The organism is Agrobacterium tumefaciens str. B6, from assembly GCF_001541315.1.
Classification (GTDB): domain Bacteria; phylum Pseudomonadota; class Alphaproteobacteria; order Rhizobiales; family Rhizobiaceae; genus Agrobacterium; species Agrobacterium radiobacter.
This window is the reverse complement of sequence record NZ_LMVK01000011.1, coordinates 78,257-99,916: the sequence shown is the minus strand read 5'-3', so window position 1 is coordinate 99,916 and position 21,660 is coordinate 78,257. Positions and strand designations below refer to the sequence as shown.

Below are 21,660 nucleotides of genomic sequence, written 5' to 3'. Positions count from 1 at the left end.
AATAGCATGGCTATAGTGACTGAGTGTCAAAACGTTCCATTGGTTATGTAACGGAAAGCAGTACCCGACACAGCCAGCCATGCCGCCCCGCACATAAATACGAGCATGAAGGCGCCAAAGACACCACAAAACCGTCGTACAATATTCAACCATCGCACTTGCCAATTGAACCGCGGGCCCGAGCGGTTCCCATTTGGCAGATAATAGCTGACGAAAACTGCCGCATGGACAAGTACGATGGCGACAGCGACAATCCCGGATGCCTGAAGTAACGCCCAGTTTGCCGCAGGCTGCAAAAGAATTCCTGGCAGCTCGACAAATTTGCCTGGCAAATGAAACGACCGCAGGGTCTGGCGATTTTCCCACGCAATTAGCAGGAAACGGACGCTGACTAACGAAATAAAGGCCGGCACGAAAAACCAGACCACATTTTCCGGGGTACGGACCGCACCGACGACGCACATCACGACGACCCCTGCCGCCACTGTCGTGAGAATCGTGATCGCCAGATATGCGAATACGATATACAGATAGATCAGGCCAGCCACGAGCAAGGAAACAAATAGACAGGCCGGAATGAAAGCACTACTGTTCTGGACGTTGTTCGCGCCGGGGTAATTAATCACGACATGGTTCACAGTGACGTACTGTTTCCCAATGCTGTTTCCGGCACCGGGTGGCATAAAAAAGTACGACAGGAGAAGCCCGATTACCGGGCCAAGAATGAGCCCATTGATAATTGGATGAGATAGAATATCGATAATGGTATGCATGTCTGGTGCCCCCGAATACAGTCGCACCGGCGCTACAACCAATCCGTTCACAACCAGTTATTGCAATTATTAAAATGCTTTGCACAACGATGGACGACCAGTTGTCGCGAAAATCGGACAAGCGTTTAAAGCCCCGATTGCGGATGACGACGTGCGATCAGATGGACAGCACAAATGAATGATCCCGGCCTGAAAAACGCCGTGCTCGAGGCACTCATGGCTCCTCCAAGTGAGTCGCTGAATCCGCAAGAATTTCTGTTGCAAAGCCCCTGAGGCGTCCTAAAGGTACTAAACAGGGGGCAGGCGACGAGACCTCCCCCTCCTCCCGTCAGCGAGGTTAAAAAACACACGTAACGGTCGTTAATCTTCGCACTCACTGTTCGGGCAAGGAATAAATCTTTTCTCGATTCGGTGTGTTTGGTGCCAACGTCGGCAAATTGCTACAGGCCAAAATAATGATGTGTGATTTTTCGCACTCTATTCCACGAACAATCCAACTGCTTTCAACCGGCTCCCTATTTAGCTTCGGCTGGAAGAATAAAGCCAGCGATGACAACCGCTTAAATATAATACTGACGTGAAGTATCGACCCTTGAATTCGCTCTGGCCAGCACCGTGCGAGCTTCGATCTCAGCGAAATCCAACGCAGAACTGATGCAAATTGGTAACTCAATTCTCATTCTTTTTGTAGGCGCGCCAGAGTTGTCTTGCAAAATACCCTCTATTGATTAATGCGTCGCATTGGGCAACATGGGGTTGAAGTTTATTGATGACCAGATATCTGGCCAGAGCGCGATTTGTCGTTCCGGCAGCTACCAAATCATCTACAGCAGGTCGTTTCGGCAGGAAGGTGATCGGTGGTATCGCGCCGACCTCACCCGCGTTGCGAAACTCGGTCCTCGTTCTCTGCGCAGCTCTTTGCTTTGCTCCACAAGCGGCATTGTCACGGGATGATCTTAAAGGGCCGCCGCCGGCAGAAGCGAACGCAGGCCAGGCAGATCCAGGTGTTGCTGCATCGCATGAGCCTGCCCTGACTATTCAGACATTTGCGGGTTCCGCATCTGATAGCGCGGCGTCCGGCGCTTCATCATGTTTTCCCGTGGACACGATCCGCATCGAAGGTGGACACGAACTCATTGGCAGCGAAGCTGTTGAAGATGTGACAAGACCCTTTGCATTGTCCTGCCAGAACAATGAAAGCGTCGGCGGATTGCTCAAGGCGGTGAACCGCCTTTTTGCCGACAAGGGCTTCGCCACCACGCAGGCCTGGTTGCCGGAGCAAGACATTGCCGCCAGCAGGACGCTGGTCCTGCGCGTTGTGCCCGGGCGGATCGATGCTGTTCTCTACAAAGAGGAGCAGCAGCCTTATAAGGGGTTCTTTCCCCGGATGGCGAAATTGAGTGGCAACGTTGCAAGGTCCACGTCCATTTCCGAATTCGTGCAGCAGGCAGACGCCTGGCTGGAGGGTATCGATGACGATCTCGAACGCCTGACCTTGTTGCCGCCATCCGACCGGATCGCGATATCTGGCACGATTGCCAAAGACGACGTCCTGCATGTCGATCGCCTGCAGGACACACTCGATAGCCTCAACAGGGTTCCTTCGAACAAGGCCAAGGCGGAGCTTGTTCCAGGCAAGAGGCCGGCGACTTCCGACGTGCAGATCACGAACCGCATCAATGACGCGTTCAGGCTCTACGGCGGTTACGACACGGAATCGATCGAAGGTGTCGACAAGCTTCGCTTCGGGGTCACGGCGGAGAAAGACAATCTCATCGGTATCAACGACATGTGGGGCCTCACGCTTAAAAGCGGCGTCGAGACTAACGAGCTGAGCGGGGATTTCGCGGTTCCCGTCGGACGAGCCACAATGAGGCTCAAGGGGGACTGGTCCGAGAACATGATCGACCTCGGCCCGCTTTCCGAGTTGTTCATGACGACCTGGGACGTCAGCGCGGGTGCCGACTGGATCGTTCATTCATCACGGACAGAGCGGCTGGGTGCCGATTTCACAGTCGCGCATCGTGAACAGAACCGGTATATCAACGGCGTTGGGCTGATGGACCAGCGCGTTTCTCCGCTTCAGGCAGGCCTGACTTACAGCCGCTTTTTCGAACGCGCCAACGTTTCGGCCCGGATCGGTGCCAGCCAGGGGCTGTCTATCTTCAATGCCCGCGAAGATGCCGACGATATCGATGACTCTACGCCCCACAGCCAGTTCACAAAGCTGGATGCGTCTTTTTCGGGGTCTTATGTCTTCCCCGGGCGCGCCTCCGTTTCGTCCAGCCTGTCGACGCAATGGGCGGCAACAGCGCTTTATTCCGACGACCAGATGACAATCGGCTCGCGCAGCTCGGTACGGGGCTTTTCCAACGGAAGCTTCAAGGCTGACCGGGGTGCGGTGTGGCGCAATGAGGTCGCATTCGCCATGCCGGTCGATTTGCTGTTGGGGAAAGCCGGATCAGGCACACAGCCGGACAGCCAGGGCCCAGTGCAAATATCCGCCCAATCGTCGGAATGGGCGCGAACGACCCTCTCCCGTCTCAACCCCTATCTCTTTCTCGACGCAGGGCTCGGCCGCGACGTTGCCAATGAAGTCACCGGATACCGGGTCGGCAGTGGTGTGGGCCTGCGATATGGCGGTCCAAGGCTTTCTTTCGATGTCGGCTACGCCTGGCGGGTTGCCGAAGACAGCCGAAGCCGGCGCGTGAGCGAAGAAAAGGGCGAGTTGTTCATGACACTGCGTTTGAAGGTTTTTTGAGCCATGCCGTTTTTGTTCGATCTTCCCTCAAGAGATGCTGACGATAATTGCCTCACGTTCGGGCTGCGCCGTCAGAGAGTCTCATATGTTTTCGGAATTGGCATCGCGCTTGTTGCCGTTGGATTGCTGCTGGCTGCTCCCACCGCGAAAGCAAATGCGGATGACGGCAAGGCTCCCGCTGTCCGGGAAGACACTTCCGGGGCTGCAGCGCCACCAGCCGTAGAGCCCAGACGTTATGGCGACTGGGAACTGGTCTGCAAACCGCAGGCGGATGCCGCTACCCCGAAAGCTGAAAGTGCGTCATGCCGTCTCCAGCAGGCGCAGGCCGTCAACGGCGGGAACGATGTCGTCTTTCTGTTCAACATTGCGAGGCAGGGAAAACAGCGCGTCGCGATCATTTCGACGCCGCTGAACGTCTATCTGCCGGCAGGTCTGGAGTTGAAGATCGATGGCGGGCAGACACAGCGCGTTATCTTCGAGACCTGCAATGTCTCCGGATGCCACGCCGGCTTTGCTCTCAACGGCTCGCTGCTCGGCGCGTTGCGCAAGGGAAACGTTCTGACGGTCGCTCTCAAGGACACCAAGGCAACCACCATTCCGCTCAAGGTTTCACTCAACGGGATCAGCGCCGGTATCGACGCGCTGGATGCGGCAACACCATGAGAGCAGACAGGGAGATATGCGCAGGAATAGCTCGCCATGTGTTGGTTGCCGGCCTGATGGCGGCAGGCTGGCTATCGATGGCCGGACAAGGATTGGCAGCACCCGGCGAGTTCAAGGACTGCCCGGGCAGGATTGAAGAAGTGTCCAGCAGCAGCCCGATCTCTTTTGCCGACCTCGCCGGTCGCATCAGCAAGGTGGATTACGTGCTCTTTGGCGAACGGCATGGCGTCAGGGAACAGGCGGTTGCGTCGTCCTGTGTGCTGTCGGCAATGGCAAAGGATGATCGTCGGGTCACCGTCGTAATGGAAATGCTTTCGCGCGACGATGATGCAGCAATTGCCCGTTATCGCGAAAATCATCCGGAGACCCCGGCTGGACTGGGCGCAGAACTGAAATGGTGGACACGAGGCTGGCCCGCCTTCGACAACTGGTTGCCCCTCGTTGAGCGCGCATTCAGCCTACGGGTACCGTTGCGCGGCGGGGATCTCGCAGAGAATGACGGATCCGCTGGCAAACTGACGTCAGAGGAGAAAAAGGCGATCCGCAAACGGCTCGGTGCGGATGAAACCGCAATCCGCGAAAGCTGGACGAAAGCAATGATGGCCGCGCATTGCGGACTGATCCCGGACCGGCAGGCCGCGCTCAACGCCGACCATCAGATCCGCCGCGATCTTTCCTTGGCCGATGCCGCAGAGCAGGCCCGGATGTTGAAGCACGGTGTTCTGCTGCAGGTCGGCCGTGGTCACGGCCGCAAGGACCGCTCGCTTTATCAGGCCCTTGCCCGGGCAGACGCGTCGGTTCTAACCGTTGGCGCTTTCGCCGAAGGTGAAAATATCACCGACGAGGAGCGCAGGCTCTACGATTACCTGTGGATCGTCGGCAAGGCTGAACTGGCCGACCCGTGCAAATTGACAGGGCTGACGAGCAAGACAGGGGAGCCCATCTCCGAATGAGACGTACGTTCCGGTTGGCAAACATGAAGAATTCCGTGGCAGCTAGTCTGTCCTTGCTGCTGTGCGGCGTGGCGCTGCCCGTCTTCGCGCAGGTCATTCCCGACGGTGGCAGCAATACGACCACCAGTATCGACGCCACTAGCGGCGCTACAAACGTTCAGATCGCACCAGTCGGCAATCCGACATCCGCCATCAGCCACAACACCTATACGGAATTTTCCGTCAACTCTCTCGGTGTCAATCTCGACAACCGAACAGTGAACGCACGCACGATCCTCAACGAGGTGACATCCTCACGCATCTCGAACCTTAACGGTCCGCTGGATGTGCTGGGTGCCCGAGCCCATGTCATCGTTGCGAATCCGAACGGCATCTCTGTCGACGGCGCAAGCTTCCGCAATACCGGAGGTGTCGTACTTTCCACTGGCAAGGCGTCTGTCGTGAGCCGGCAGATCACATCCGGCTCCTTTCAGGATAATGTGGTGCTCAAGACAGAAGGCGGCACGATCGATATTGGCGCGGGCGGTCTTTCCGGCGCGATGTCTACCCTGCATTTGTTGGCAGGCCGCATCCGCATCGATGGCCCTGTCGAAAACAGCTCTCCTCAATTGCGCTCGTCTATAGAACTGACCGCCGGCGGCAGTTCCGTCGAATACGATTCAGCGATCGTGCCGAACTCCGATCTCGAGAACTGGGGACGGGTGACCGACGAAGGAAGCAATGATAATTCTGTCGCCATTGAAATAACCTCGCGCGGGACGCTGAAGGCCAATACTGTCCGCATCCGCGCCACCAACAATGGCGCAGGTGTCAGCCACGCGGGCAACGGGCTCGCAGCATTCGGCGATTTCGTTATCGATGCATCCGGCAAGGTTACGACGAGCGGGTCGATTGAAGCGAAGCGCAATGTCCACATTAACGCAGGCTCGATAGAGGCCCGTTCACTGGCCGGTCAGCCTCAAAGCAAAATCGAAGCCATCAACGGCGCGTTGACGCTTCTTGCCGGAACGGGCGACATCAAAAATACCGGTGTCTTGATGAGCGGCAGCACCCGTGACGGAGCGAATGCAGACTCCAAAGGCGCCGCTACACTCAAGGCTGCGGGTGATATCGCGCTGCTGACCGAGAATGCGGATCAGCTCGCAATTGTATTCGGAGCGAAGGGTGATCTCGATGTCCGCGCCGGCGGCTCCATTATCAATAATACCGGCAGGCTGCTCTCGAACAGCGCGACAACACTCGAAGCAGGCGGCGACATCCTCAATATCGCCGATGTCCTCAACGGCGAAGGTGTATGGCACTACCAGAAGGACGTTGGCAAGCGGCTCTGGTACACCCTCTGGCAATCGCGCGAAACGATCGAAACCGTCAGCCTGGATTATGGTCAACAACGGGTGCCGGGCCAGCAGGCATATATCATCGGTGACGGTGTCGCGATGAAGGCCGGTGGAAACGTCGTCAACCGCGGCAGCTCGATCAATGCCAATACCGGATCGGTGCTGATTGACGGGACAAGCATTCTCAATGAGGGCGGACTGTCCGGCTCCCTGCAATTCGTCAAGCGCTGCCGGCTAACCTGCATCGGTTATGGCTCGTCCACGACAAACGTCTCGGGTGGCGCCATCAATGCCAACGGCAATATCGAATTGCACGCCTCATCCTCAATCCTGAACAGATATGGCCAGATCGTCAGCTACGGCAGCATCAACGCGACTGCTCCCTCCGTGGTGCTGGAAGGCCGTTCGATCCCGACCGTCGTTCAGCGTCCAACCGGCCTCTATAATTTCTGGGGCGGATCGACCGCGTGGATCGGGACCGGCGATCAGGGCGGTGTCTTTGATGCGCCCCAGGGCAGCATCACGATCAATGCCTTTCGTCCGGTTCAGGTGACTGCGGGCACGCTGCGGGCGCGAGATGGTGTCTTCGCCCCCTCAGGTATCGAAACCTTCAAGGAAACGGCAGGCGAAGAATACCCGTTCGGCCTCGACTCCATCGGGCTCTTCCCGGGGATGGTGGGTAGATGATGGCAAGCCGAATTCACCGGAAATCACCGTTCTTGCTCGCCGCGACGCCCAAACTCACGGTGCTGAAAAAAGACGAAATTGCTCTCGGGCATAACCCGGAAAATCCCGATCACGGAGTTCAATCCATGCGCAACACATCATGCCGCCGACCCGCCCTCACCTCTCTGGCCATTATCGCCCTCATGGGCGCTTTGGGTTTGGCGCAACCCGCATCGGCTGGCCCTCTTGAAGATGGCAAGACGCTTCTCGAAAAGAAGGATTTTGCCAATGCCGCAAAGGCTTTTGCCGACGGTTTTGACAAAGGCGATGGAGAAGCCGGCTTTCATCTGGCGCGCATGGTCGAGCTCGGTGTGGGTTTTACGCCCGACGCGGTGAAAGCACGGGCCCTCTATATCGCTGCGGCGGAAAAAGGTTCGGCTGCGGCGATGAACCGGCTGGGGCTCATGCATCTTCGCGGAGAAAATGTCCGCCAGGACTTTGCCGCCGCGGCTGAACTCATCTGCAAGTCCGCCGATCTCGGTAACCCGGAAGCCCAGTTCAATTGCGCAGGTCTTGCTCTCGATGGTCTCGGCCGCGCCAAGGATGCCGCAATTGCCTTCGGTTATTACGAGAAGGCCTCGCAAAATGGGCATACCGGCGCGCGCAACATGGAGGCCGCACTTCTTCGAACCGGCACCGGAACCGGACAGGACCTCGCCAGGGCGGTGAAGCTGTTCGAACAGGGCGCGTCGCTCGGAAACCCGGTCTCGCTCTACGGTTTCGCCGAGATGCTGGAAAAGGGTGAAGGCGTGGCTACCGATCCAATCCGCGCCCACCTCTATTACAACCTCGCCAATGAACGCGGACATCCCGGCGCGCGTGCGGCTCTTGAGCGGCTGACGGCGAGCATGACACCGACAGAGATCGAGGATGCGCAGGCGCGTGCTCGCAACTGGAAACCTGCTCAAACGGCTGAAGCCAATTGAGCACCAGGATTGAGAGAATGGTTGGCGCGAAGATGACCCGATTTCTGTCCCTGTGCCTTTTACTGGTCTTTGCGGCTGGCTGCCGGCCGACTGACCCGCAGCCAGTGGCCACATGGAACGGCGAAAAGATCATGTCGGCGACGTGCACCAATTCGATCATCACCCCGACGGAGCGATCCTGCAAAAAAGCGCTCCTCGAAAAATGCAGGCCGGGCGCGACGATTGCCAATGTGAGCGAAACATCCCGCCCGGTTTATCGCCATCCGGGATGGACCACGCAATATGTGTGGACCGCCCTCATAAAGAACTGCTGACGACCCCGGTTTTGCGCCTGCGCGAACACGAATTCAATTGCCCTTGCTGTGGGAGTATCCGAATGAAAACGATGATGGTCAAAGTGCTGATCCGCAAGTCCAAGCCGGGCAAGCTGGTCAAGAAAGCGACCGCATTGGTGACGTCGGTCAGCCTTGTGCTGACGACGATCGCCAGTTCATTTGCACCTGCCAGCGCACAGGTCATCACCGATCCGACCGCACCAATTGAGTTTCGTCCAAACGTAACGTCTTCGGGCAACGGAACGCCGACGCTGAACATCGTCAAGCCGTCGAGCGGCGGCGTCAGTCATAACAAATTGCGCGAGTACAATATCGATACGCGCGGGCTGATCCTGAACAATTCCGTGCTTGGCGGAACCTCGATCATCGGCGGCAAGGTTGAATCCAATCCCAATCTCGTCGGTGGCAGTTCCGCCAAGATCATCGTCAACGAAGTAACGGGTAGCAGACGTTCCAACCTCAATGGCGTGACGGAGGTTTTTGGTTCAAAGGCTGACGTGATCGTGGCCAATCCCAATGGCATTGATTGCATGGGTTGCGGTTTTATCAACACCGGTCGCGCGACGCTGACCACCGGAACACCGCTTATCGACTACAATGCCGGCACGGTAGGGCTGGAGACCCGGTCAGGCGATATCACCATTTCCGGCGCCGGTGTTTCGGCCGCCGACGGCCAGTCGCCGGACGAGATCCGGCTTGACGCAAAGTCAATCCGGATCGATGCCCTGATCGATGCGCGGGGTCGTATCGACCTCAAGGCCGGCTCCAATCGCACGGATGGTTCAACGGGTAAAACGACGACCATTGCCGGCGATCCCGCGGGCCAGGGGATCGTTTCGAGTGCTGCAGGTGTTGTACGCGCGGCATCGATTGCAGCACTTTCCAGCGATCTGAACACAGGTATTTCGCTGGCTGGCAACATACAGGCTCTTGGTATGCTCGATGCCAATGGCGCACTCCTGCCGGGCGCGCTTTCGCTCGTATCCGCTGGTGATATCCGGACGGTGTCGGGTGGCGTAGCCGGCAACGCCGACCTTCGTGCAGCAGGCGCGCTTCAGATTGCGCGCGATCTCGCGGCACAGGGAGAAATCTCCATCACTGCCCGAGATGTTTCATTGCTCGATACGGCGACCGTAGAAGGCGGGCGCGGCCTTTCCATCGTTGCGAGTGCTGACATCGTTTCCGCTGCTGTTCTCAAATCCGGCGGTGCTATGACGGTGGATGCGGGCAGCAGCGCCTCTCTGTCCGGCATTGTCGCCAGCGTCAGCAATATGAACCTGCGCGCGACAGACAAACTTGCCACCGACACGGCAACCCTTGTTGCGCCGAACATCGACATCAGGGCGAAGGACGTGGTGCTGACCTCGACCTGGTTCGAACCGGAAAACCAGGGTTCGATCACGGCAACGAATGTCGAGATCGGTGATGGCACCCAGTTCAAAAAGACTTCTCCCGTCTTCATCAATGCGGCTGAACAGCTAACCATCGGCACCCGGATCGATACTGCGGGCTATCCTGCGCTTGCGATGGCATTCCGGGATCTCGCGATTTCGAACACCGGCGTGTTCACGACGGGCGATCGCCTGTTCGATGTCCGGAACTTCAGGAACGCCGGCGTACTCCTTTCAAGCGGCCAGCTTGCGATCAACGCTCAGCGGGCGATCGTTGATGCAACGGGTGTCATCAAGGCCGGAACACTCAGGATAACGACCGAAGGCAATCTCACCAATCTGGGAAGCCTCCTCTCCGAAATGACGCTTACGCTTCTTTCTGACGGAAGCGTAACAAATGACGGAAAGATCACCGCAGCAGGTGAACTTGAACTCGACGCCGTAAATTATATCGCCGACTCGCAGGGGGCTCAATTGGCTGCCCGGAAGGCAGTGCTGATCCTCGGAAGCGAGCTCCGCAATAACGGAGCGATTAGCGCACTTGAGACCGTCGATATCAGCGCCGGTGGCGGGATCACGAACACCGGTACGATCAGCTCCAATGCAAACCTCACTCTCGTGGCGGCTGATCTCCTCAATTCCGGTGCGGCGGCATTGATCGGGACACAAGGAAATCTTTCGATCACGTCCGGTCACCTCGCCAACCTGTTCGGCACTCTCCAGGCCAATGGAAGCTTCGAGATCGCCGCATCCGGCTCTCTCACTAATGCCGGTCTGCTGCTTGGACGGTCTGACCTTGCAGTTACAGCCTCGGCACTGACCAATCTCGAAACCGGCAGGATCCATGCGGGACGGATAGACATCAAGCTGGATGCAGGCGATCTGAGCAATCTTGGTCAGATGGTCAGTGGAGACACGTTCGGTATTGTCACTGCGGGAAGTGTCCTCAACGATGGTATCGTCCAGGCGAGGTCATCCAGCCTGCACCTGGAAGCAGTCTCCTACATTTCCAATTCTCCTGCGGCGGAATTGGTAGCGGCGAACGCAAACATCATCCTTTCGGGTTCTTTACGCAATGCTGGTCTGATCGCCACGCCTGGAGCGCTGACTCTGCAGGCGGCACAGGGTGCGCGAAATGAGGCAAGCGGCGAAATCGTCGCCAAGGTGATCGAGGCAAAGGTCGTTGGTGATCTCGTCAATCTCGGCAAACTCGTTTCCGAGACAACGCTGAGTGCCACCGTTTCTGGCCTCCTTGCCAATAGCGGTTCTATCCATGCCGCCGGCGATCTGGAACTGACTGTAGCCGATCTGATCAACAGTGGTTCCGGGTCAAGTATCGCCAGCAACGGCGACATAACCGTTCTCGCCTCACGCGGTATCGCCAACAATGCAGGTTCAATCGCTTCCAATCGCGCGCTAACGCTTTCGGCAGACACTACCTTGTCGAACTCTGGTCTTCTGCAAGGTCGCGAGGGACTTTCAGTTTCGGCTGAGAAGCTCGATAACCAGCAGACGGGGCGTATCTATGCCGGTTCGACACGCCAGACAGAAAATGGCCTCGTACCCGTTGGCGAACTGACCTTAAACCTTTCCGGAAATCTCTCCAATCTCGGCCAGATCGTTTCGGCCAACGGTGCCCTGCTTTCAGCGACCGCGAGCCTTGGTAACAGCGGATCAATCGAGGCCGGTGGAAACCTGCGTCTGCAGACTTACAGTTATATTCCCGGTTCTTCGTCTGCCCGTCTGGTGGCCCGCAATCTCGACCTCATCCTTGGCTCGTCCTTCACGAATGCCGGGTTGCTTACCGTTGCCGGCAAGCTTGGTCTCGATATCAAGGGCAATCTTGTCAACGGCGCCACAGGTAAAATCGATGCCGGCGCGATAGAGACCAGTGTCAGTGGAAACCTGCACAATCTTGGTTCGATCCTGACACCCGGAACACTGAACGTTGTAGTTGGCGGCCTGCTGACAAACGAAGCGCTGATTCATGCCGGGGCAGGATTGAAAGCCCAGGCCGCGTCGCTCGCCAATGTCGGGACCAATGCCGCAATCAAATCCAGTGGCAACATGATCCTCGAGGTTCGCGGCAATCTCGATAACAGCCTTGGTCGCATATTCGCTGGCGGCAATCTTGCAATCGAAGTCCTGGCAACGCTGACGAACGCATCGGCCCGCATCGAAAGCGGCGCCGACATGCAGATCAAGGCGACGGCACTGATCAATACCGCCCTGGATGGGACGGACAGCGCGCAAGACTATTACCAGCTCGGTGATCTCAGCATTCTCTATGCGACCGAGCGCACCAGCAGCCCCGCGCGATACTGGGGGACGATGACTGCCACGCGCGACGAGTTCTCCGGGATTGTTCGAGTTCGATTGCCCGGCACGATCCGCGCCGGCGCAAACATGGCGATATCAGGTGATGCTCTTGAAAACCGCGAAGGCCGTATCCTCGCGGTCAAGGACCTCTCCATCGACGTGAACCGTATCCTCAACGATATGGTCACCAGCAATGTCGATCACTACCGCGTGCAATGGGGTGGTGTCCGGAGTTTCATGGATAGCGGGTCGGGCAAGTTTCATGCGCCGGTCGGTGCCGATCCGCGATGGCTCGTGGCACAATTCAACCCCGCCGTTTTCAAGGACCCGGCGCTTGCCGAACGCGCTGAAGGCGGCAACCGGATGATTGTCATTTCCAAGGGCAAGTCTCCGGTGACGATCACCTATTCGGGTAAACAGAAATACAAGGATGGCGTTATCAACGGAGGCGCCGTCCAGGTCATCGAATACGCCGACGCGGCAAGTCTGCTTGATCTGGCTGCGCTCGGTATCGATCCGAACAATATTCCCGATGTGATCATGATCGGCAGCCGTATGGCCGACGTAGGAAGTGGCCCCTACGGCAACGCCACGAAAACATATGTCGGCACCGCCACGGTCGGTGTCGGCTCAATGATAAAGTCTGGCGGCTCTCTGATGATCGACGGCGGCGCTGCGATCACCAATCGCGGCACGCTTTCCGGAAGCCTTGTGTCCATCGAGGCAGGTGAGTTGCAAAACGGCCTTGGCACGCCGGGCGGCATCGATGGTTCCGGCTTCGGCAATTATAGCGGCACGACGCCTGTTGGCATCAGTGGCAATGTCGGTTCGGCTATTGGCGCTGCCGCAGGCCAGTTGGGCATCGTCAACTTCGTGCTCGATGATGTCTCGGTTCCTCCTCTTGACCTCGGGGCTTTCGAAGCGCGAAACCTGCACAGTGTCAACGCCTCCGATTTCGGCAACCTCGTGCGCGTCACCGGCTCGGCCGAAGCTGCCCGCCTGCTCGGCTCGGCGCGCATAGATGGCGCAGCTCTCACCTTCTATGCGGATCCGGTCGCAGAAGCGAAGGCCTTGGCCGAGGCGGCCCGCCAGCAGGCTGGTACGCATCTGGTCGTCGATCCTTCCCTCTCTGTGGAAGAGCAACGGGAGCAGCTTTACCGCAATGCGGCGGAATTCGCGGCGAGCACCGGCGCGCAATACGGCGTGGCCTTGACCGAGGCGCAGCGCGCTGCCCTCGAAAAGCCGATCGTATGGCATGAACCCCGTATCATCGACGGCAAGCCCGTGCTCGTCCCGCGCCTTTACCTGCCCTCGCAGGATGAACTGTTGCGTGGCGGACGCGGCGCCGGCCTGATCGCTGCCGATGATCTCCTGATCGATATCGACGGCAAGCTCAACAACAGCGGTGCGATCGTAGCCTCCGGGCTCGCCTCGATTTCCGCCTCCTCTATCCTTAACCAGCGTCTGATCGACCTCGATGAGCGTGACCGTGCACTTGCCGGAGGACGCGGGGACAGCGGTCTGATTTCGGCGGGCACTCTGTTCATGGCAACCGATGGCGATCTCCTGAACCGGGGCGGCACACTTGCCTCGGCTGGCAACATCGACCTCAGGGTCGGCGGCTCGCTGATCAACGAAACAGAGCGTTATACCCGTACCGTCGATTCACAGGATGGTTGTGTCGGCAAGGCCTGCGGCACCCTGCGTACCGACTACAATGTTGCATCCATCACGGCCGGACGGGATCTGACCGTCATCGCCGACCTGGATATCGTCAATAGCGGCGGTACACTCGGCTCCGTCACCGACATGCTGCTCGCAGCCGGTCGCGATGTGGCCTTCGAGACGCTGAAGGACAGTTTCGTCGCTGAAGATTACAAGAAGCGCGGCTTCCTGTCGGGTGTCACGGTGCTGCGCAACGAGATCACCACCGCCGAGGCCAGCGCCCAGTCGCTGGTTGGCGATGTATCAATCCTCGCCGGTTACGGCGTTTGCGACGGTGGCAGCCTGTGCGCGAAGGGAACCGCTCCTGGCGATGTTCTTCTGAACGGCGCGCTGGTCAGCGCCTTCGACAAGCTCTCGATCGACGCCACCGGCAAAATCGACATGGGTGTCGTCAGTGAGGAAGTCCATAACCGCTACAAGGAATGGGGTTTCAAGGGTCTGGGATGGGGCTCGGTCAAGCAGGCGTGGAACGATGTCGATACGACCGTCACCCGGCTTTCGGGCAATGATGTCTCGCTCAATGCCAAGGGTCCGATCACCGGAACGGGCGTGAAGATCGCCGCCGTCAACGACCTCCTGATGAAGACCGATGACACGATCCGGCTGGAAGCGGCGCAGGATGCGCTTTATTTCACGGAGAAGGGTTTTTACGTCGGGCTGAGCTTCCCGGGTTCGGCCGGCATAGATGCCGCGTTGAAGGGCGGCTCCGGCGGACAGGTCCTGTCCGGCCTTGCCGGAATCAATCCGCTGACCGCCAAACTCGCAACGCTTGCCAATGCCGACAATGGACTTGCGGCTGGGCTGGCTGCCGTCAATCTGGCGACCGGAGGCCTAGGGGCTTTTTACAGCGCGGGCCAGTCAACGAAGGGGCCTTCGCTCAGCAATCCGGTCGAGAAAATGCTGGACCCGTTGGGGCAATTCAGAGACCCCGCAACCGGTCAGATTACGGCAGGCTCGGTAGCGAAGACTGTCGGCATCAACCTGTCGGTCTGGAAGAGCGAGCAGCGCTGGAGCGAGAGCCAGATTTCCGAGCTGACGGCTGGCGGCGATATTGTCATGAAGGCCGGGCTGGACGTCATTCTGGATCAGGGCACGAAGATGGTCTCCGGCGGCGATGTCTCCATCGATGCAGGCCGCGATATCCTCATGGCGGCGCTTGTCGATTATGCGAAGGACAAATCATCTTCCTTCGGGCTGCAGCTCTCCCTGTCCTCGATCGGCTTCGATATCGGCAAGTCGAAGGGCTATGACGAGACGCTGACGAATGCCTCCATCACCGCCGCCGGAAACGTCTCGCTGACATCGGGCCGCGATATGTCGCTTCTCGGCGGCAACATCATCGGCAAGACGGTCGATCTCGATGTCGGGCGCGATCTCACCATCCTCTCGCCGCAGGCTCAGGGCTGGCGGGACGGCTTCTCCTTCGGCCTGACGGTTGGCGTCAACCCCGCCGACTGGAGCGTTCGCGGCTCAAAGGAGGACGGTTTCAAGGCATGGTCCTCCGGCTCGGGGATTGTCGCGGCACAAGGCATCGACATCAAGGTTGCCGAAGACACCACGCTGGTCGGTGCGCTGCTTCAGGCAACGGATGGCGACATCAGCCTCGATACTGGCACACTGACCGTGGCCGACCTGAAGGACACCGACCAGTACAAGAACGTTGGCGGGTCTATCGGCATCAGCGGCGGTGGGCTGAACTCCGTCGGTTTCTCCTACGAGAAGAAGGACAAGCTGGGCGAGACCCGCACGACGCTTGATGCCTCCGGTGAATTGAACGTCACGAGTCGTGATGCCGACAAGGATGGTGTCGCCGGAACGGAAGCGGACAAGGCTGCCGCCGAGGAGCTTCTCGCCTCCATCAACAAGGATGCTTCGAAGTATCAGGAAATCACCAGGGACAGCTACACCAAGCTGTCGGGCGAACTCGATGTCGAGGCTCTGCGTAATCTGAAACGCAATCTCGATTTTGCCCTCCGATATAGCCAGGCGCAGGATGCCGCCGTTCCGGGCTGGATTGCGGCAGAAGGTCCGCAGGCCATCGATCAGTATCGTGAGGCAATCCTCTATGGCGGAGCAACACCTGCCGAAGCTGAAGAGTTGATGAAGACGCCGCGCTTCCAGGCCATGCTGCAGGAGCGCAAATCCTTCGAGGCTTTGAAGCAGAGCGCACTCAACGGCGAGGACCTGCTGAAATCGATTATGCTGATCCAGCAGGGCGAGGAACTGTATCGCGATCCGACGAGCGGTAACCTTATGGTTCGCACCGCCTGCGGTACAAACGGACCCTGTGGCGTCGAGATTTCCAAAGTGCGGCCGCTGGCAACAGAGGACGTGGCGAACTTTATTGAGCAGAAGCTGGCGCAAGGTGGCGATAAGGCCCTGCAGGAGGCGCTGGAATGCGCTCTGGCTTACGCGCTCGTTCGCGGGGACCTCAACCACTTCGAAACCCTGAAATCATCAGGCAAATTTGATGCCGCAGCGATCCAGAAATATGCCGACGCAGCGAAAAGCATCGTCGGTAGCAATCTCCAGAACGAGGCTCCGGCTCTTGCCGCCGATGGCATCGACATCACCATGACGTTGACGAAGATCGTCATGGCCAGCCAGAACGGCCAGATCAATGCCGCACAATTCAATCAGTTGATCGACATCCTGAAAACCGGCGGACCAAGCGGTCAGGCGGCAAGCTTCCGGATTGCGATTGCTCTAGGCACGCTCAGTGATGCAGACTCAAGTTATCTGAAAGCTCTCTCTCAGAGAATGCTGGACGACTATGTGGCGGACGCCGCCGTTGAGCGGCAGATCCGCGAATTCATAACTGCAAATCCAGATTCACCCGAGGCAAAGGAAGTTAAGCAGCTTCTCGCGCAGGGCATTGCCATGTCAGCGGCTATGGCGGCTGTTGGTGTAAAATTTTACGCTCAAAAGCCTCTAGTTGATCTCACTGATTTCAGGCGTGTTCATATTTTGAATCGCCATAAATCGGGTGCTGGGGTGCCGGGTAAAACAGAATTTCCTGGTAGCTGGAATGACGATCAGGTCATGCATGTCGTTTCTGACATTGCAACCGATCCCAAGGCTATTCGCGGAATAGGAAAGTACAATTCGCCTTATGCCATTGGGACCAGAGATGGTATCGAGGTCAGAGTGGATTTTTATCCAAATACCTTGCCTAATGGACAGCCCCATCCAAGAGCAGGAATGGTTTCGACGGCTTATCCAACAAGATAACAGGTGAAAATATGAATAAGGAACATGTAGGGCCGTCTGAGTATTTGGGGTTCTTGTCTCAGGTATCTCAATTCATTGATCCTCAAATTGCGCGGGATGCCGCCGACTTCGATTATGGGCAATGGGAATTGCCATTCGAAGCCGTCCTGATTGAGCTTACGGGGATGCCTCGAAATGAAATAGAAATTGACTTTAATACGGTTGAGTTATTAGCAAAGGAAGCAGACATTACTGAGGAAGGCGTAATAGATCCGGAAACTTGGCGCAAATTTTTAGATTGGTATCACAGCAATACTACAAAGGTTGGCGCATAAAAATTGGCCTAGGCGTGATGCTGTCGTGCACGGGTTATGAAAGACCTGACAAATCCAGAGTTGCTGACATGAGGACCGAAGGCCACTACGTTCTTGAATACGATATATTGAAATCATTCTGAAGAGCGCAGGTAAACCATGGCAGATGATTCAACGCAATCCAGACTACCCACCACCTTCCTTTGGCGTGGAAACGATATCCATCACTTCCTTTCCAAAAACCATGCTGCGGTTTGCGACGGCCATTGCAAGCTTTTCGACTTCCAGCCTCCGGGTTTCGATGATCCTCGTCGCTCGCAGTAGCTCCGCCTCCAGCAGCCGTTCCACACGCAGTCGCAGAACAGGATCATCACGGCGCAGTTCGTCCAGTTCCCTGGAACTCGAGACATCGCAGTATTGGAGTGACTCCAGCCCCATACTTGCGAGCATAACCGTAGCGATATCCGCACCTGCAAGCGGCACGGCGTTCGGCTCATCTCGAGTGCCGAGCTCGCGAGATCGCCTTTCCAACACGACTTTGCGGCCAACCTTGCTGCGGAATCTTCCAGGATTCCCGGGTTCATGGCGTCTGCTGAAGCTGCCGAACCGGACAATCTTCAGACATATGTCGAGAAGAGGTTGAAAGGCGTCAGGATCGGTGCCGACTGGCTTGACTCCCTGCCGCTGTATGTCGCTATCCGCCTTTGCGAAATTGTGGGCGCATCTCTGTTGCACGGAAACCTGTTCCGCTCATCGGGATTCGGCGAGCCGACCTACACGTTGCTCACCGATGACTGGCCTCGGTCGAATCCCAAGGGCTACGCCAACTGGTTCGCGTCGCGGCAGGCCGAAGTATTCGAGCGCCGGCAGCGTGCAGTTCAGCGCCTTCGACAAGCTCTCGATCGACGCCACCGGCAAAATCGACATGGGTGTCGTCAGTGAGGAAATCCATAACCGCTACAAGGAATGGGGTTTCAAGGGTCTGGGATGGGGCTCGGTCAAGCAGGCGTGGAACGATGTCGATACGACCGTCACCCGGCTTTCGGGCAATGACGTATGGCTCAATGCCAAGGGTCCGATCACCGGAACGGGCGTGAAGATCGCCGCCGTCAACGATCTTCTGATGAAGACTGATGACACGATCCGGCTGGAAGCGGCGCAGGATGCGCTTTATTTCACGGAAAAGGGTTTTTACGTCGGTCTCAGCTTTCCGGGATCGGCCGGCATAGATGCCGTATTGAAGGGCGGCTCCGGCGACAGATCCTTTCCGGCCTTGCCGGCATCAATCCGCTGACCGCCAAACTTGCAACGCTCGCCAATGCCGACAATGGACTTGCGGCTGGGCTGGCTGCCGTCAATCTGGCGACCACCGGTGCTTCCGTCTTCGGGAAGCCAACGTCGGAACTCGGCAAATTGGGCATCGACGGCGGTGGGGCAGCGGTTGGGAAAGGATTAAACGATCGCCTCAATCCGCTGTCGCAGTTTACCGACGAGAACGGCAATTTCTCGGCCAAGAATTTTGGCATCAACCTGTCGGTCTGGAAAAGCGAGCAGCGCTGGAACGAGAGCCAGATTTCCGAGCTGACGGCTGGCGGCGATATCGTCATGAAGGCCGGACTGGACGTCATTCTCGATCAGGGCACGAAGATGGTCTCCGGCGGCGATGTCTCCATCGATGCCGGCCGCGATATCCTCATGGCGGCGCTTGTCGATTACGCAAAAGACAAATCGTCCTCCTTCGGACTGCAGTTGTCCCTGTCCTCGATCGGCTTCGATATCGGCAAGTCGAAGGGCTATGACGAGACGCTGACGAATGCCTCCATCACCGCCGCCGGCAATGTTTCGCTAACATCGGGCCGCGATACGGCGCTTCTGGGCGGCAACATCGTGGGCAGAACGGTCGATCTCGATGTCGGGCGCGACCTCGCCATCCTCTCGCCGCAGGCTCAGGGCTGGCGGGACGGCTTCTCCTTCGGCCTGACGGTTGGTGTCAACCCCGCCGACTGGAGCGTTCGCGGCTCGAAGGAGGACGGTTTCAAGGCATGGTCCTCCGGCTCCGGGATTGTCGCGGCACAGGGCATTGATATCAAGGTTGGCGAGGACACGACGCTGGTCGGCGCGCTGCTTCAGGCGACCGATGGCGATATCAGCCTCGATACCGGCACGCTGACCGTGGCCGACCTGAAGGACACCGACCAATACAAAAACGTTGGCGGTTCGATCGGTCTCAGCGGCGGCGGGCTAAACTCCGTCGGCTTCTCCTATGAGAAGAAGGACAAGCAGGGTGAGACCCGCACGACCCTCGATGCCTCCGGTGAATTGAACGTCAACATCCGCGATGCGGACAAGGACGGCATTGCTGGAACGGAGGCCGACAAGGCGGCAGCCGAGCAGCTACTCGCCTCTATCAACAAGGATGCCTCGAAGTATCAGGAAATCACCAAGGACAGCTATGCCAAGCTGTCGGGTGAACTCGATGTCCAGAACCTGATCGAGTTCGGCGATAACATAAAGGCGATCCAGAACTATCAACGAGCTATGAACGCCGCCATTCCGGAAGCCATCGCTGCGGAAGGGCCGGAAAACGTCGACTACTATAGGCGTCTGCTGGCCAACGGTCTGACACCAACAGAAGCGGCACGCGCTATCGAAGCCCCGGAGATCCAGCAATTCGTCTCAAGCCAGCGTGTCTGGAACGACGCGGTTGGTTTCTATGGTTCGGCAAGCAAGGTCCCGGCTGAAATCAAGGCCGCAATTGCAAACGGTATAAAGCTTGATTTTTCTACAGGCGAACCGCTGATAAGACGGGAAGGCTGCGAAACCAATGGCTTCGGTTGCGAAGTAAAATTCCAGACGCAGAATGCGGAGGGCATGCGTCAGGCCGAGATTGCAGTTTCCAACGCAAAGTCCGAACTCGAGACGTTGGTGCCTCAATTACAAGCGCTGCTCGACAAAGCGCTTTCCGGCGACCTTACGATCAATCCTGCTGCACTGTCGCTCGAGATCGAAAAGACCAAGGCGAAGATCTCCGCCGCCATGTTCATCTATGAGCTCTGCTATGACACGGTCGGTGAAACCTCACTCGTCAAGGTCCTGAAAGACGTCGTCAATTCAACACCGTCCAATGCGGGTGGGATCTACGGGGAACTTGGTGCAGCAGACGTTACAGGTTTCCTCGAGACAAGCTTCAGCGACGTCCGCCGGAAAGTCTTCTACAGCGACAATCCGGGAGCAATCGAAACCGCGGATGAAGTTCTCCTCCTGACGCCAAGCCCCACCTTTTTAGCGTCCGATGTCAAACTTACCGGAAAGGTCATCGCAAGTGGAGCTTTGCGTCTCTATGAAACAACTGCTGGGAAGTGGTTGTCGAAAGAGGCGGTCGAGTATTCGGTAGGTAAAGGATCAGATTGGTCGCTGCTTGGCGGTGCCTTGCGGGAAGCTGCGAACTCCGCATCAGCCGCGCTGCAAGGAAAGGGAAAAATAAACTTCGGTATGGGCTCATTCAACGAAAAACAAACAATGGCTATGGGTGAAGCTTGGGTGGGTCCTGGATACCGAATTACTTCAAATGGCTATTATGAAAGTGCGGACAGGTTGCGCCAGTTCCGGCCTCCCAGTTACAAGGATAAGCTAGGAAAAATTCAGGCAAATTTTGAGCAAAGACTCCCCGGCCAGTTGAAATGGGGATCTAACGGTCATGTGGATGTCGTACCATGAGAGCTGAGATAAAATCATATTCAATGGTTGGTGGAGAGCTGGCAAACTACTGGCCGGATGATCCAACTGATTTCTGTGTTGGCATGGACGTAACAGTGGGTGTTATTGGCGGAGAAGGAGGAGATATTTTCAGCTTTGAAGTTTGTTCTCCAAAATGGTTTCACAAGAATCGTGTCGATAAACCGACATTTGCCAGACATGTATTATTTGTAAACGAGTATGATGAGGCCGCGATAAAACTAGCGGTGCAGCAATTGGTTAATAGTGTATTCGGAGAAACATGGGACGAGATAGCCACTACTTTAGCTCGTTACATGTTTTGGGAGTTTGAGGACTATGACGTTTCTTCTCCTTCGGCCTGACGGTTGGTGTGAATCCGGCCGACTGGAGCGTTCACGCGTCAAAGGAAGACGGCTCTAAGGCATGGTCTTCCGGCTCGGGTATGGGCCTAGAAAATTGGCTGCAACACACCTCATGCGCTTGCCGTTGACCGTGAGGTCGCGAGAGACA

The 21,660-nt window shown here is 57.4% G+C and carries 13 protein-coding genes; 11 read left to right on the top strand and 2 right to left on the bottom strand.

Annotated elements, in window-relative coordinates:
- Positions 1–26: 26 nt before the first annotated feature.
- A complete protein-coding gene (locus ASB65_RS10010) occupies positions 27–773 on the bottom strand; it encodes a hypothetical protein (RefSeq protein WP_060723864.1) in 747 nt (248 codons plus the stop codon).
- 1,099 nt (positions 774–1,872) lie between these two features.
- Between ASB65_RS10010 and ASB65_RS10005 the strand changes: the two genes are divergently transcribed.
- The 7 genes from ASB65_RS10005 (at position 1,873) to ASB65_RS09970 (ending at position 17,454) form a co-directional block, all read left to right on the top strand.
- Positions 1,873–3,534, top strand: a complete 1,662-nt coding sequence (locus tag ASB65_RS10005) for a ShlB/FhaC/HecB family hemolysin secretion/activation protein (RefSeq protein WP_245301387.1) — start codon at positions 1,873–1,875, stop codon at positions 3,532–3,534.
- A gap of 3 nt (positions 3,535–3,537) precedes the next feature.
- Positions 3,538–4,197: an invasion associated locus B family protein gene (locus ASB65_RS10000; protein ID WP_236734586.1), complete on the top strand. Its 660-nt coding sequence runs from the start codon at positions 3,538–3,540 to the stop codon at positions 4,195–4,197.
- Positions 4,198–4,235: 38 nt separating this feature from the next.
- Positions 4,236–5,150, top strand: a complete 915-nt coding sequence (locus ASB65_RS09995; protein WP_236734585.1) for a ChaN family lipoprotein — start codon at positions 4,236–4,238, stop codon at positions 5,148–5,150.
- Positions 5,151–5,185: 35 nt separating this feature from the next.
- Positions 5,186–7,174 (top strand): filamentous hemagglutinin N-terminal domain-containing protein, encoded by a 1,989-nt coding sequence (locus ASB65_RS09990; RefSeq protein WP_236734584.1) that lies wholly within the window; start codon positions 5,186–5,188, stop codon positions 7,172–7,174.
- Between the two features lie 125 nt (positions 7,175–7,299).
- Positions 7,300–8,139 carry a tetratricopeptide repeat protein gene (locus tag ASB65_RS09985; RefSeq protein ID WP_236734583.1) on the top strand — a complete coding sequence of 280 codons (840 nt, stop codon included), beginning with the start codon at positions 7,300–7,302 and terminating at the stop codon, positions 8,137–8,139.
- A 376-nt stretch (positions 8,140–8,515) separates the two neighbouring features.
- On the top strand, positions 8,516–17,140 hold the full coding sequence (locus tag ASB65_RS09975; protein WP_081088417.1) for a hemagglutinin repeat-containing protein: 8,625 nt from the start codon (positions 8,516–8,518) through the stop codon (positions 17,138–17,140).
- Between the two features lie 11 nt (positions 17,141–17,151).
- A complete protein-coding gene (locus tag ASB65_RS09970; RefSeq protein ID WP_060723862.1) occupies positions 17,152–17,454 on the top strand; it encodes a hypothetical protein in 303 nt (100 codons plus the stop codon).
- A gap of 165 nt (positions 17,455–17,619) precedes the next feature.
- On the opposite strand, the gene ASB65_RS27205 is transcribed toward ASB65_RS09970, so the two are convergent.
- Positions 17,620–17,964, bottom strand: a complete 345-nt coding sequence (locus tag ASB65_RS27205) for a hypothetical protein (RefSeq protein ID WP_236734582.1) — start codon at positions 17,962–17,964, stop codon at positions 17,620–17,622.
- A gap of 51 nt (positions 17,965–18,015) precedes the next feature.
- Here ASB65_RS27205 and ASB65_RS28150 point away from each other — a divergent pair, with 51 nt between their 5' ends.
- The 4 genes from ASB65_RS28150 to ASB65_RS09950 all read left to right on the top strand — a co-directional run bounded on the left by ASB65_RS28150 (position 18,016) and on the right by ASB65_RS09950 (position 21,512).
- Complete coding sequence (locus tag ASB65_RS28150) at positions 18,016–18,375, top strand: hypothetical protein (protein ID WP_139786524.1); 360 nt, start codon at positions 18,016–18,018, stop codon at positions 18,373–18,375.
- Positions 18,305–18,727 carry a hypothetical protein gene (locus ASB65_RS28870; RefSeq protein WP_060723860.1) on the top strand — a complete coding sequence of 141 codons (423 nt, stop codon included), beginning with the start codon at positions 18,305–18,307 and terminating at the stop codon, positions 18,725–18,727. Before ASB65_RS28150 ends, ASB65_RS28870 begins: the two co-directional genes overlap by 71 nt.
- 119 nt (positions 18,728–18,846) lie before the next feature.
- The gene (locus ASB65_RS09955; protein WP_060723859.1) at positions 18,847–21,150 is read left to right on the top strand and encodes a hemagglutinin repeat-containing protein; all 2,304 of its coding nucleotides are present in this window, start codon (positions 18,847–18,849) and stop codon (positions 21,148–21,150) included.
- Positions 21,147–21,512: an immunity 8 family protein gene (locus ASB65_RS09950; RefSeq protein ID WP_060723858.1), complete on the top strand. Its 366-nt coding sequence runs from the start codon at positions 21,147–21,149 to the stop codon at positions 21,510–21,512. The genes ASB65_RS09955 and ASB65_RS09950 overlap by 4 nt, the downstream gene beginning before the upstream one ends.
- Positions 21,513–21,660: the final 148 nt, after the last annotated feature.